The organism is Roseimaritima sediminicola, from assembly GCF_009618275.1.
In the GTDB taxonomy this organism is placed as follows: domain Bacteria; phylum Planctomycetota; class Planctomycetia; order Pirellulales; family Pirellulaceae; genus Roseimaritima; species Roseimaritima sediminicola.
The window spans coordinates 24,388-37,725 of the sequence record NZ_WIAD01000028.1 but is presented as its reverse complement, the minus strand read 5'-3'; the positions used below and the strand labels follow the sequence as shown (position 1 = coordinate 37,725).

9 protein-coding genes are annotated in these 13,338 nt (G+C 63.1%); 4 read left to right on the top strand and 5 right to left on the bottom strand.

Annotation, left to right across the window (positions count from 1 at the left end):
- Nucleotides 1-43: 43 nt before the first annotated feature.
- The gene (locus GE027_RS14050) at nt 44-1,186 is read left to right on the top strand and encodes a tRNA-queuosine alpha-mannosyltransferase domain-containing protein (RefSeq protein ID WP_162006734.1); all 1,143 of its coding nucleotides are present in this window, start codon (nt 44-46) and stop codon (nt 1,184-1,186) included.
- Nucleotides 1,187-2,285: 1,099 nt separating this feature from the next.
- Here the strand turns inward: GE027_RS14050 and GE027_RS14045 are convergent.
- Together GE027_RS14045 and GE027_RS14040 are read right to left on the bottom strand one after the other, a co-directional pair.
- The gene (locus tag GE027_RS14045; protein WP_153557839.1) at nt 2,286-4,175 is read right to left on the bottom strand and encodes a Xaa-Pro dipeptidyl-peptidase; all 1,890 of its coding nucleotides are present in this window, start codon (nt 4,173-4,175) and stop codon (nt 2,286-2,288) included.
- Nucleotides 4,176-4,263: 88 nt separating this feature from the next.
- Complete coding sequence (locus GE027_RS14040) at nt 4,264-5,517, bottom strand: NAD(P)/FAD-dependent oxidoreductase (RefSeq protein WP_153557838.1); 1,254 nt, start codon at nt 5,515-5,517, stop codon at nt 4,264-4,266.
- 157 nt (nt 5,518-5,674) lie between these two features.
- Here GE027_RS14040 and GE027_RS14035 point away from each other — a divergent pair, with 157 nt between their 5' ends.
- The gene (locus tag GE027_RS14035; protein ID WP_153557837.1) at nt 5,675-6,586 is read left to right on the top strand and encodes a dihydrodipicolinate synthase family protein; all 912 of its coding nucleotides are present in this window, start codon (nt 5,675-5,677) and stop codon (nt 6,584-6,586) included.
- A 100-nt stretch (nt 6,587-6,686) separates the two neighbouring features.
- Here the strand turns inward: GE027_RS14035 and gluQRS are convergent, their stop codons facing one another.
- The 3 genes from gluQRS to GE027_RS14020 form a co-directional block, all read right to left on the bottom strand.
- On the bottom strand, nt 6,687-7,643 hold the full coding sequence (gluQRS, locus tag GE027_RS14030) for a tRNA glutamyl-Q(34) synthetase GluQRS (RefSeq protein WP_153557836.1): 957 nt from the start codon (nt 7,641-7,643) through the stop codon (nt 6,687-6,689).
- A complete protein-coding gene (gene asnS / locus GE027_RS14025; protein WP_153557835.1) occupies nt 7,630-9,033 on the bottom strand; it encodes an asparagine--tRNA ligase in 1,404 nt (467 codons plus the stop codon). Before asnS ends, gluQRS begins: the two co-directional genes overlap by 14 nt.
- 124 nt (nt 9,034-9,157) lie before the next feature.
- Nucleotides 9,158-10,870, bottom strand: a complete 1,713-nt coding sequence (locus GE027_RS14020; protein WP_153557834.1) for a divalent metal cation transporter — start codon at nt 10,868-10,870, stop codon at nt 9,158-9,160.
- Nucleotides 10,871-11,143: 273 nt separating this feature from the next.
- On the opposite strand from GE027_RS14020, the gene ychF reads away from it, so the two are divergent.
- Entirely contained in the window at nt 11,144-12,235 is a 1,092-nt protein-coding gene (ychF, locus tag GE027_RS14015) for a redox-regulated ATPase YchF (protein ID WP_153557833.1), read from the top strand.
- 73 nt (nt 12,236-12,308) lie between these two features.
- Entirely contained in the window at nt 12,309-13,325 is a 1,017-nt protein-coding gene (gene trpS, locus GE027_RS14010) for a tryptophan--tRNA ligase (RefSeq protein WP_202617419.1), read from the top strand.
- The last annotated feature ends 13 nt before the right edge of the window (nt 13,326-13,338 follow it).

Here is a 13,338-nt window from a genome sequence, read left to right as displayed (position 1 = left end):
TCGCGGCCGTTTTTCTGATCCAGCGGCATCGGCTGCCCCGGCCGTGAACCTGCCTGTGCCCCATTTAAACATCCTGGCGATCGAACCTTTTCACGGGGGCAGCCACGCGGCGATGCTCCGCGCCTGGCGGGACAACTCGCGACACCAGATCACGGTCCTCGGTTTGCCGGGGCGGCACTGGAAATGGCGGATGCGGCACGCCGCCCTGACGCTGGCCCAGCAAACGCACCGCCGAGCCGAAGCGATGCCGGTGCCGGACCTGATCTTTGCTTCGGATATGCTGGACCTGGCCGCCTGGAAAGGCTTGGTCGGCCCGCCCTGGGCCAATCTTCCCGCCGTGCTCTACTTTCACGAAAACCAGTGGACGTATCCGCTGTCGCCGGGCCAGACGCCGGACCTGCATTACGGCTACACGAACTTCCTCTCGGCCGTTGCCGCCGAGGCGGTGTGGTTCAATTCGCAGTACCACCGCCAAAGTTTTCTATCGGCTGCCTCACGCATTCTTCGCCGGATGCCCGACCACGACCATCTGGATGATCTGGACCAAATCGCGGCTCGCAGCCGGTGCCTCTACCCCGGAATCACGATCCGGCAGAAACCGCCGGTGGCGGCTCGTGCTCTAACAGCAAAAGCCCCGCTGAACATCGGCTGGGTCTCGCGATGGGAACACGACAAGCGTCCCGAAGTCTTCGTCGAAGCGATCGAGCGACTGCGCCGGCGACCGCCCGACCAGGATTTTCGCTTGATCCTGCTGGGAGAAACCTTTCGTCAGATGCCAGATTGCTACCATCAGCTGCACGAAATCTGCCACCCACACATCCTGCACAGCGGGTTCGCCGCTTCGCGCCAAGCGTACCAGAGCTGGCTCGGCGAGATGGACGTGGTCGTGTCCACGGCGGCTCACGAATTCTTCGGCATCGCGATCGCGGAAGCCGCCGCAGCCGGCGCGGCGCCGATCCTGCCCGAGGACTTGGCGTATCCGGAGCTGTACGGGGACGGTCACGGGGCGGCCGCGTTTTACGATGGCAGTGCCGGCCAGCTGGAAGCGACGATCCGGCGTCTGGCGGCCGATGACGAGGCGCTGCGTCAGCTGCGGCAAGCCGCCGCCCGCCGCGCCGCTCGGCTCGACTGGTCGCACCAAGCCGCCGAGTTCGACGACGCGGCGGAGTTGGTTGTTAGTTGTTAGTTGTTAGTTGTTAGTTGTTAGTTGTTAGTTGTTAGTTGTTAGTTGTTAGTTGTTAGTTGTTAGTTGTTAGTTGTTAGTTGTTGGTTGTTGGTTGTTGGTTGTTGGTTGTTGGTTGTTGTTTTTTTTGACTCTAACGGAATCGATGCATAAAAAACGTTTACTCCCCTCTCCCCCGAAGCCTGGCGAGCCTAAGCGAGTCAGGCTTCGGGGGAGAGGGGTTGGGGGTGAGGGGGACCAGCAGAGCAGCACCACTTCGGTGTTTCGATGCGGTGCGGGAATCGGAAAGGCGTACGCAAACGGTCATTCCGTTGCACCCGAGCCCCCTCACCCCCGGCCCCTCTCCCACCACTGCTTCACTCGCTGACGCTCGCGGCGCCGCGGGGGAGAGGGGAGAAAACATTGCCTTCTATCGCGCCGAGCCAACCATCGATTCCGCTCGAGTCAGCAAATCTCCAATCCCCTGACTCTAGCGGAATCTATGCATAAAAAGACGTTTACTCCCCTCTCCCCCGAAGCCTGGCGAGCCTAAGCGAGTCAGGATTCGGGGGAGAGGGGTTGGGGGTGAGGGGGACCAGCAGAGCAGCAGCACCCTGGCCGTACCTCGATGCGGTGCGGAAACCGGAAAGGCGTACGCAAACAGGCATTCTGTTGCACCCGAGCCCCCTCACCCCCGGCCCCTCTCCCACCACTGCTTCACTCGCTGACGCTCGCGGCGCCGCGGGGGAGAGGGGAGAAAATGTTGTCTTCTATAAAAAAGACGTTTACTCCCCTCTCCCCCGAAGCCTGGCGAGCCTAAGCGAGTCAGGATTCGGGGGAGAGGGGTTGGGGGTGAGGGGGACCAGCAGAGCAGCACCACCTCCGACTTTCGCTGTGATGGGGGAATCGGAAAGGCGTACGCAAACGGTCATCCTGTTGCACCCGAGCCCCCTCACCCCCGGCCCCTCTCCCACCACCGCTTCACTCGCTGACGCTCGCGGCGCCGCGGGGGAGAGGGGAGAAAATGTTGCATTTGACCGCGCCGAGCCCTACATGAATTCCGCCGGAGTCAGCAAATCTCGAAGCTCAAATCGAGTACGACACAACCATCAACCATCAACCATCAACCATCCCCCAGAGCGGCTTTGTAGGCGGATCCGCCGCCGACGACGGGCAACTGCAACCGAGTCGCGTCCAGGTCCACGGTCAGCTCCGTGCCCGGCTCGGGCCACAGCGTAAAGTCGCGGTCGCTGGCGAAGATCATCAATCCGATCTGCTGACCGGCCGGCAAAACCTGGTCGTCGGGCTGGAGGTCAAAGGCCAGCTCGACAAACTCTCCCGGCTCCAGCGGCTCGCTCTCGCGGATCGAGCGGTGGTTCTGGGGATCGGCCCAGCCGCGGGTGATGATGTTCTCGGTGATCTTGGCGTCCTGCTTGTCGTTCCAGGGTAAGGAGACCAACCAGACCGACAGGTTGGCGGCCGGCTTGCTGCTGGCCAAGCGGATTCGCAGCCGCGCGGTTCCCGACAGATGCAGCGGCTGGGCCAGCGTCGGCGTGACAAACATCAAACGATGTTGCGTCCATTCGGCTCGAGCCAACGCCGCTCCGTCGAACGACACGTTGTCGACCAGCGTTTCGGGCTCTTGCGCATCGGGCTGCTGGAGCACCAGAGCGCCGCGCCGCGGGGCGTCGCCCTCCAGGTACATCGTGACCGCTTCGGCTTCTGGGTGTGGGTAATCCGGATAGGCCGTCGGTTCGTCGTTCTTGTCGCCTTCGCGCACGATCCACGCGCGAGCATCTTGTTCGACACCGTTCTCCACGCCGTGCAGGTAGCGAGTGAACCAGCGATTCATCATCCGCATCGGCGGCGGGCCACCGTGACCGCCTTGGTGGTAATAGATCTGCACCGGCACGCCCCGCGCCTTGAGGGCCTGCGAGATCCGGTTGCTGTGCTCGGGCATCACGTTCCAGTCATTAAAGCCGTGCGACATCAGCACCGCGGCCGACACTTTGTCCAATTGATTCAGGTAATCGCGGCCGGCCCAGAAATCGTTGTAGTCGCCGGTGATGCGGTCCATGCCTTGGGCCATTTCGGTGTCCCGCACGGTGCAGTCGCAGAAGGCGTTGCGTTGCTGGTTACCGCTGTGGATGAAGTCGTACAGGACGTCGATATCTTCGCCCAGGTAACCGCCGGGATGACGCACCAGGCCATGGGACCGGTAGTAATGGTAATACGACGTATTGGGGGCGATGGGAATGATCGCTTCCAGTCCCTCGACGCCGGTGGTGGCGGCCGCCAGAGGCAGGGTGCCGTTGTAGGATGTGCCCGTCATCCCGACCTTGCCGGTGCTCCAGGTCGCGGCCACGGTTTCGTCGCCGTCGGGCGTGGTGTATCCGGCAGCGCGGCCGCACAGCCAGTCGATCACGGCCTTGGGGGCCAGCGATTCGTTGCTGCCACCGACCGTCGGGCAGCCCTGCGAGAGTCCGGTTCCGGGCGACGAGGAGTGCACGACGATGTAGCCCCGCGGCACCCACTGCTCGGTGTGGCCTTTGGAGATGATCGGACGCGAGCCCTTGCGTTCGATCGGCGGATCTTTCTTGTGTTCCGGCGGCGTCTCGCCCAGTTCGTGCTGGGGATCCCAGAAGTACGCTTTGTCGCCCGAACCGACGCCGGCAAAGTAGGGGCTGGTCACATACACCACCGGCAGCTTCAGGCCTTCGGTCTCGGTTTGCCGCGGCCGAGTGACCGCCACGTGCACGCGGTCGGGACGTCCGTCGTCGTCGGAATCGAACTCGGTCTGCACCCACAGATCGTGCCGGATCCAGTAATCGGGATCCTCGAAGGCTTTGACGACCTGGGCCTGACCGTCTTCGAACTGCGGTCGCGCCCGTTCGGCAGCCCGTTCGGCCGCCGGCAGGGCCGCCGGCAGGGCCGCCGGCAGGGCCGCCGGCGCCGGCAGGCACAGCAGGAGAAGTGCGAGACGATGACGAAACGGATGATCACAGCGAGGCATGCCAGAGGGTACCGTGGGAGCGGAGCAGAAGGAGGAGACCGTGCGAAGCCCGATTCGCACGCCGAAGCCAAACAGTTTAATCGGGATCCTAGCGGAATCGCGACAATGAGTAGGGAGCCGGGTCGATGTGGGGCGTGACCTCGCTGGCCAGTTCCGCGACCAATTTGCCGGTCGCGGTGCCGCTGGCCAATCCCACCATGCCGTTGCCGGCGGCGACGATCACGTTACTGGCCGCCGGAGCCCGATCGATGCAGGGCAAACCGTCGTAGACCATCGGCCGCCAGCCGCACCACTGTTCGTCGACCTGCTCGGGCAGCGGCGTCTGGAGATGTTCGACCGTCGACTGCCGCAGCATGTTCAGGCGGCGCTGGTCGAGGGTTTTGTCGTAGCCCACGAACTGCATGGTCGAGCCGACGCGGAAGGCCGTCTTCATGGGCGTCACGGCCACGTGTTTCTCTTCGAAGATCATCGGGATTCGCGGGGCCCCCGCCGGCGGCGTCATCGTGAACGAATAACCCTTGCCGGGCTGGATCGGAATGCGGGCCCCCAGCGGCCTGGCAAACCGGGGGGCTTCGGCGCCGGTGGCCAGCACGACCAGGTCGGCCGTCATCGCTCCGCCGCCCGTCTCCAACCCCTGCAGCCGTCCGGCTTCGATCCGCAGGCGTTCGACCGGCGTGTGTTCGTGGATCACACAGCCGCGCTGTTCCAGTTGGCCGCGGAGCTGGGTCAATAATTTATCGGGACGGATGTGGGCGTCGTCGGGGAAGTGCCATCCGCCGGCCATGCCGGTTCGCAGGGCCGGTTCCAGATCCCGCACCGCTTCGCCTTCGTAGGCTTTCAGATTCAGTCCGAAATCCTGCTGCAGTCGCTCGGCTGTGGCCGCGTAATCCGCGAAGTCGCGTTTGGATTTCCAGACGAACAGCAGGCCCTCGTCCTGCCACTCACAGTCCACCGGATGCTCCGCCAGGAATTCGCGGTACAGCTGCATCGCCGAAGCCAGCAGAGCGTGCCGCGCGATCGCCGTCCGCTGGACCTTGGTTTCGGTACACTCGCGCCAAAACCGGTACAACCATTTCCAGAGGCCCGGATCGAAGCGGGGTGGAATGGATAGGGCGCCGTTGCCTTTGAGGACCATCGGCAGCGACTTGGCGACCACGCCGGGCGTCGACAGCGGCATCACATGGCTGGGGCTGACGTATCCGCAATTGCCGTGTGAGGCCCCGCTGCCGATGCGGTCGCGTTCGAGAAGCGTCACCTGCCAGCCCTGCTCGATCAGGTACCAGGCACTCCACAGGCCGATCAATCCACCGCCGATGACGATCGCGTTACGTTCTTCCTTCATCGCTTTGTTGTTTCCCTCACATCCGCGTTTGGTATACCCGTGTTTGGTATACCGCCGCCCCAGCTTACTTGATCCTGCTCCGCGGCTATAGTCATAGCCTGCACGGCGTTTTTTTATATCCCTCCCACCGCCTTTCCCTCCAGCTCGGACCGCTTCGATGGACACCCAGCCTCAAACCCCTCAGCGTCTTGCCCAAAGCGTCTTTGCCGTACCTCCCCTGGCTCGTGACAAGAACCTCCAAGCCTGTCCCCAGCAGAATCGCCGGATGATTCAGTACCTGGAAGCCGGCGGCGTGAACCTGGTGCTGTACGGCGGCAACGCGGTGTTCTACCACATCCGCCAAAGGGAATACGCGGACATCTGCCAGATGCTGGCCGAAGCGGCCCAGCCCACCACGGGAATTGTGCCCTCGATCGGTCCGGCTTACGGAACGATGATGGACCAGGCGGAAGTCTTGAAGGATTTCGATTTCCCCACCGCCATGGTCTTGCCGGCTCGTGACATCGCCGACGCCGAAGGCATCGCGTGCGGCGTGCGACGGGTGGCCGAAGCCTTGCAGAAACCCGTCGTGCTGTACCTGAAATTCGATCGCTGGCTGCCGGCGGAAACGGTCGGCAAACTGGTCGATGACGGGCTGATTTCGTGGATCAAGTACGCCGTCGTCCGAGACCGGCCCGAGCAGGACGATTACCTGCGCGAGATCCTGCAGGTCGCGCCGGCCGACCGCATCGTCAGCGGAATCGGCGAACAACCGGCCATCGTCCACATGCGAGACTTCGGCGTCGTCAGCTTTACCAGCGGCTGTGTGTGCGTGGCTCCGAAACTGAGTATGCGGATGCTGCGGGCGATCCAGGACAAGGATTACGACACGGCGGAATCGATTCGTCGAAAGTTCGAACCGCTGGAAGACCAACGCAACGGCATCCATCCCATCCGGGTACTGCACCGGGCCGTGGAGCTGGCGGAAATCGCCGAGACCGGTCCGATGCTGCCGCTGCTGGGCGAGCTGACCGCGGAGCAAACCCAAACGCTGGGCCCGATCGCCCGGGATTTGAAAGCGATCGGTTAGGCAATCCCCCTCACCCCCGACCCCTCTCCCCCAAAGCCTGACTCGCTTAGGCTCGCCAGGCTTCGGGGGAGAGGGGAGAAAATGACCTTTCAGAACGGTCTCAGCCAAACAAGTTCGGCTGGACGATCACCCGCTCGGTGCGGATCCTGTCCAGCGCAAAGGTCTCGACCAGTTCACTCGCGGCGATCGGCTCCGGCCGCTCGGCCAACCCCAGCGAGGCGGCGGCCCAGCCGATGATTCGTTCGGGCTGGACGCCGGCTTGGCGGTAGTGGTCCAGACGGCTATCGCCATGCCGCTTGGCCAGTCGGCGTCCGTCGGGGCCGCACACCAGGGGCACGTGAATGAAGCGCGGCGGAGTTAACTCTAGGGCGGCAAACAATTCCAGTTGACGGAAGGTGCTGGGGATCAGGTCGTCGCCCCGCACCGCCTCGGTCACTCCCATCGCCGCGTCATCGACGACCACGGCCAGCTGATAGGCCGCTTCGCCGCTTTTGCGAGTCAGCGGAAAATCGCCCAGGTCCCGCGCCGGATTGGCTCGCTGCGTTCCGGCCACCGGGTCGTCGAAGGCCAGCTCGCGATCGCTCGTGCGATACCGCCAACAAAACGTCCCCGCCTGCGGCAGTGCATCGCCCGGTCGCCAAGCCGCACAAGTGCCCGGATAGACCGGTCCCTCGTGACCTTGATGCGGAGCGCTGGCGGCGGCTTCGATGTCTTTGCGCGTGCAGTCGCAGGGATAGGCGAGGTCGAGTTCGACCAGCCGCTGCAGGGCTTGCTCGTAATGCGGCACTCGCTGGGTCTGAACATACGGACCGTGCGGTCCGCCGACGTCGGGACCTTCGTCCCAGTCCAGGCCCAACCAGCGGAGGTCGTCCAGGGCCTGCTGCCGTGCCCAGGGTTTGACGCGCGGCGAATCGATGTCCTCGATCCGCAGAATCAATCGCCCGCCGCGGCTGCGAGCGGCCAACCAGGCCACCAGGTAGGTACGTGCGTTGCCCAGGTGCTGAGCGCCGGTGGGCGACGGGGCCAGCCGGCCCACGACGGCGTTAGAAATCGGCATTGCCGGGCGTGCGAGGGAAGGGGATGACGTCGCGGATGTTGGCCATCCCGGTGACATACTGCACGGCCCGCTCCAGCCCCAGTCCAAAGCCCGCGTGCGGCACGGTCCCGAAGCGGCGCAGGTCGACGTACCAGGCGTACTCGTCCATATCCAGTTCGGCTTCCTGCATCCGCCGCCGCAGCACGTCGAGGCGTTCCTCGCGTTGGCTGCCGCCGATGATTTCGCCGACGCCGGGAACCAACACGTCCATCGCGGCGACGGTTTTGCCGTCGTCGCTGACGCGCATGTAGAAAGGTTTGATGGTGCTGGGATAATCGGTCAGGATCACCGGCCCGCCGACATGCTTTTCGGTCAAGTAACGTTCGTGTTCGGCTTGCAGGTCGGCTCCCCAACGGATCGGGTACTCGAACGATTCGTTCGAGCCCTCCAGCACTTCGATGGCCGCCGTGTACGTCATGTGCTCAAACGGCTGCTCGACCACGCGGGTCAATTGCTCGATCACGCCCGGGGCGATGCGTTGTTCAAAGAACGTCATGTCCTCGTCGCACTGCTGCAGGCAATCGGTGAGGATGCGTTTGAGGAAGGCTTCGGCCAGCCGCATGTTGTCGGCCAATTCGAAAAACGCCACCTCGGGTTCGACCATCCAGAACTCCGCCAGGTGCCGGCTGGTGTTGCTGTTTTCGGCGCGGAACGTGGGACCAAACGTATACACGCGTCCCAGGGCCGTGGCATAGGTTTCGGCTTCCAATTGGCCGCTGACGGTCAGGTACGTGGGCTTGTTAAAAAAGTCCCATTCGTAATTGACCGGCCGGCCCGACTTCGCCAATCCGTCCAGGTCCAGCGACGTAACGCGAAACATTTCGCCCGCGCCCTCACAGTCGCTGGCCGTGATGATCGGCGTCTGGATGTAGTAGAACTCGTTCTCTTGGAAGAAGTTGTGGATCGAGTCGCAGATCTGGTTGCGGACCCGCGTCACGGCGCCGAACGTGTTGGTCCGGGCCCGCAGATGCGCCCACTCGCGGAGCTTTTCGAAGGAGTGCCGTTTCTTTTGCAGCGGATAGGTTTCCCCATCGCACCAGCCCAGCACGCGGACCGACTGGGCGTGCAGCTCGGTAGCCTGCCCCTTGGCCGGCGAGGCTTCGATCTTGCCCACCACCACGACGCTGCAGCCGGCGGTCAACTTCTGGACCTCCTCGGCGTAATTGTCCAGCTCTCCCGGCGCGACGACCTGCAGGTTGCCAAAGCAGCTGCCGTCGTTGAGCTCTACAAAACTGAATCCGGCTTTGGAATCACGCCGCGTGCGCACCCAGCCACGGACCTCGACGGTTTTGCCAACGGAGGTCTCCTGGCGAGCTTCGCGAATCGAAACCCAGCGATCGTTATGCGTCATCGAGTGTCCGTCCTGAACTTGATTGCGAGAGAGAGAAGAGTCAGCGGCGTCCGGGATTGCCCGAGAACGCGACACGAGCCCCAACGCCGGGTTGATCCGCCGCTGGGTTCATCTTGATGCCGGGTCAATCCCGACCGGCGTCCGCGGCCGCACGGTTCTTGCTGAGGAACGACACGATGCCCACGATCAACAGGACCGCCAGCAACGCCAAGGCGGCGGTGCCGATGGGCCAGCCGTACATGGTCTTACCCCGCAAACCCCAGATCGAACCGAAGGTGGCGACCGAGGTGGCCAGGACCATCAAAATGTTCCAGCGCCAGCGAGCCGCCCCGCGAGGCATGGCGTCGCCCAGCAATCGTTGCGAATTCATCAGCAGTAAAAAGGTGACGTAGGCGATCGGCAACATCGCTCCGCCGATCACCGATGTCGGCGTCGCCAAGGCCGCGGCGGCCTGCGACCACACAAACGGCCCCAGAACCCCGACCGCGGGAATCATCGACCCCAAGCGGTGCATGTTGCCTTCGGGCGGCACGCCGATCATTTCGCAAAAGGCAAAGCCGTTGATCAACATCAAAATAATGATGGTCGAAATCGCCATCCCCAGCACGCCCACGCCGAACAGTTTCTGGGCGTAGTCCGACGAGAACAGGGGGTCCAGCGTCTTGGCCAAGGACATATTGTCTCGCTCGGCCAACATCGCCGCCATATAGCGATCCCGCTCGGGCAGCGCCGCGCGAGCCGCGGCCAATCCGGCCGGGTCGTCCGCCACCGCTTGGAACGAATCCCCCATTTCCTCCTTTAACCGGCCATCGACCAGGTCGTAGTACTTCTTGACCTCCTTGGGCTGTCCGGCGGCCGACTCGTCGGTGGCGGCCACCAGGGCCAGCACGTCGTCGGGGTTGCCATGGAACTGGCTGGCCGAGGCGATCACGACGCATCCGGTGGCCAGCACGAAGGGCACGATCAGACCGATCGAGAGGTCAAAGATGGCCAGTTCGCGATGCACCTTGCCCCAGCCCTTGCGGAGCATCGAGTAGGGCAACAGGAACGTCATGTTGATCCCCACCGCCGTGGCAAAGGCGGTGATGATCTTGTCCTTCTGCATGTTGGAAATGAAACCGCGCCAGTACGCGGCGCTGTCGCCCGTGGCGGCCACGTGCACTTCCATCGACGGCACCGGCTTGAACAGGTACGACGGATTGGGAATGAAACCGGCCAGGATCTCGCCCCACTGCAGCGACCCGCTGTAGGTCATCGCAATCACGACGCCAAAGAAACACAGCACGACCATCCCCACCAGGGCCTTGAGGATCATCTCGAACAACTTGATGCCCCAGTTGCCTGAGTTGTAAAACCAGACGACCGTCGTCGCCACGATCAACAGCCCGAACGCGGCGAGGTAAGTCCCGGTGGGCGTGTTCATCGCCGGCACCAAGTTCTGTTTCAGCGCCGCGGTACCCAGCGCAAACTGCGGCAGACACCAGACGATGTTCGCCATCATCGTGGCGACCAACCAACCCCAGGCCAGGGCCGGGCTGACATGCCGTTTGATCGCGTCAAAGGGTCGCTGGCCCGTCGACACCGTGACATAGCTGATCGCGCTGAGCATGATCACGCCCAGGATCATCGCCAGGGGCTGCAGCCACATCAGGTGGTAACCCATGACCACCCCCAGGTACAGCGATCCGGCCAGCGAACCTCCGCCCAGGGTGATCGCTCCTTGCAACCAGCCCGGGCCGGACAAGCGTGTGTACAGCCCCCACTTGGCCAGTCCGCCACGACGCTGGGCGGCTTGGATTTTTTCAGTTTCTGCCAGGAATGGATCGGTCGTGGACATGCGGCGTGCGGCGGGTTGAACGGTGGCGGGTGGGTCAAGAGCCGATAGCTTAACCCATTCGCGGCAAAGTGGCAGACGCTCGGCGGGCTCTTGGGGAGGCTTTTTTGCCGCTGTTCATTCATCCGGCCGGTCCGGTCGGCACGCGAGCCAGGTTTACCCCGCCGTTTCAAATCACCGCGGATCGGGTAGGATTTCGGCGTCTGATTTTTTTGCATTCACCACTCATCGTTCTCCCCCTGCGATCGTCCCCACCCAAGAAGGTTAAACGGCGTCATGGAAGCCGGTATCGTCGGCTTGCCCAATGTGGGCAAGAGCACCCTGTTCAACGCCCTGACCTCCAGCCAAGGGGCACAGAGCGCAAACTATCCATTCTGCACCATCGAACCCAACGAGGGGATCGTCAGTGTGCCGGATGACCGTTTGCAACAAATCGCCCAGTTCATCCAGCCCAAGAAAGTGGTACCGGCCATCCTGAAGCTGGTCGACATCGCGGGGATCGTCAAAGGGGCCAGTGAAGGGCAGGGGCTGGGCAATAAATTCCTCAGCCATATCCGCGAAGTCGACGCCATCATCCAGGTCGTCCGCTGCTTTGAAGATCCCGATGTGATCCACGTCGAAGGCCACGTCGATCCGGTGGCCGACATGGAGACGATCGAAACCGAATTGATGCTCTCGGACATCGATACGCTGGAAAACGCCCTGCCCAAAGCCCAGCGCAGTGCCCGCGGCGGAGACAAAGAAGCCAAACTGCGCGTCGCCGCCATCGACGACTGCCTGAAACACCTGGCCGAAGACAAGCCCCTGCGGACGCTCCAGCTGGGCGAACCCGAGCGCAAAGCGATCAGCAGTTACGGGCTGATGACCGCCAAACCCATCCTCTATATCGCCAACGTCGACGAGGACGACCTCGAAGGGCAGGGCGAACTGGTGCAAAAGGTGCGCGAGTACGCCCAGCAGCGCGGCACTCGCGTCGTCCCGGTGAGCGCGAAACTGGAAGCGGAAATCGCCGAACTGGACGAAGAAGATCGCCAGGAAATGCTCGACTCGGTCGGCTTGAGCGAACCGGCCCTGCATCAGGTGGCCCGGGCCGCCTACGAGACCTTGGGCCTGCAAAGCTACTTCACCGCCGGCGTTCAAGAAGTGCGAGCCTGGACCACTCCGGTCGGGGCCACCGCACCGGAAGCCGCCGGCGTGATCCATACTGACATGCAGCGCGGCTTTATCCGCGCGGAAGTCTACACCGTGGCCGACCTGGTAGAGCACCAGAGCGAGAAGGAGATCCGCGACGCGGGCAAGCTGCGCGTGGAAGGAAAAGCCTACGTCATCCAAGATGGCGACATCTGCCACTTCCGCTTCAGCGTCTAGCCCCACCCCCGTTTCGTTCCATCGTCCCCTTCAACCGCGGCCTCGTTACCGCCCCCCAACCGGAGAACCCTCTGTGACTGCTCTGCCGGACGTACTGTCTTGTATCCAACCGACGGCCGCCCTGCACATCGGAAACTATTTCGGCGCGGTGGCGAACTGGGTCCAGCTGCAGGAGAAACATTCCTGCGTCTACGGCGTGGTCGACATGCACGCGATCACGATGCCCTACGACCCGGACGAACTGCGGGCGAACACGCGCAACATGGTCATCGACCTGTTGGCCTGCGGGGTCGATCCCGAGAAAAGCACCCTGTTCGTCCAGTCGCTGGTCCCCGAACACTGTGAATTGTGCTGGATCCTCAGCTCGCAGTGCGCCTACGGCGAACTGTCGCGAATGACACAGTTCAAAGACAAATCCGCCAAACTGCAGCGTGAAACGGCCGACGAATTTATTTCTGCCGGACTGTTCCTGTATCCGGTCCTGCAGGCCGCCGACATCCTGGCCTACCGAGCGGCCGCCGTGCCGGTGGGCAAGGACCAGGAACAACACCTGGAGCTGTCGCGCAGCATCGGCCGCCGCTTCAATCAACGCTTCGACACGGATTTCTTTCCCGAACCCAAAGCCCTATACACCCAGACGCCGCGGATCATGTCCCTGGCTCAACCCGATTCGAAAATGAGCAAGAGTGCGGGAGCCAAGCACTACATCGGGTTGTTCGAAGAGGAAGCCAGCATCCGCAAAAAGGTCAAGACGGCCGTCACCGACACCGGCGAGCTGGCCGAAGACCAGTACATGAGCCCCGGCGTGGCGAACCTGTTTACGATCCTGCGAGCCTGCCAAGCGGACACGGTCGCCGAGCAACTGGAAGCGGACTACCGCGGCGGACAACTCAAGTATTCGGAACTCAAAGGCGCCGTAGCCGACAGCCTGGTCGAATTGACCGGCCGCTTCCGCAGCCGTCGCGAGGAGCTGGTGGCCGACGCCGATGGCGTGGAAGCCCAAGTGCGAGAAATGTCCGCCCGAGCCCGCGACATCGCCGCCGATACCCTGCGAGGCGTCCGCAAATTCGCTGGCTTTCCGGCCATGTGAGGAGCAACTAGGA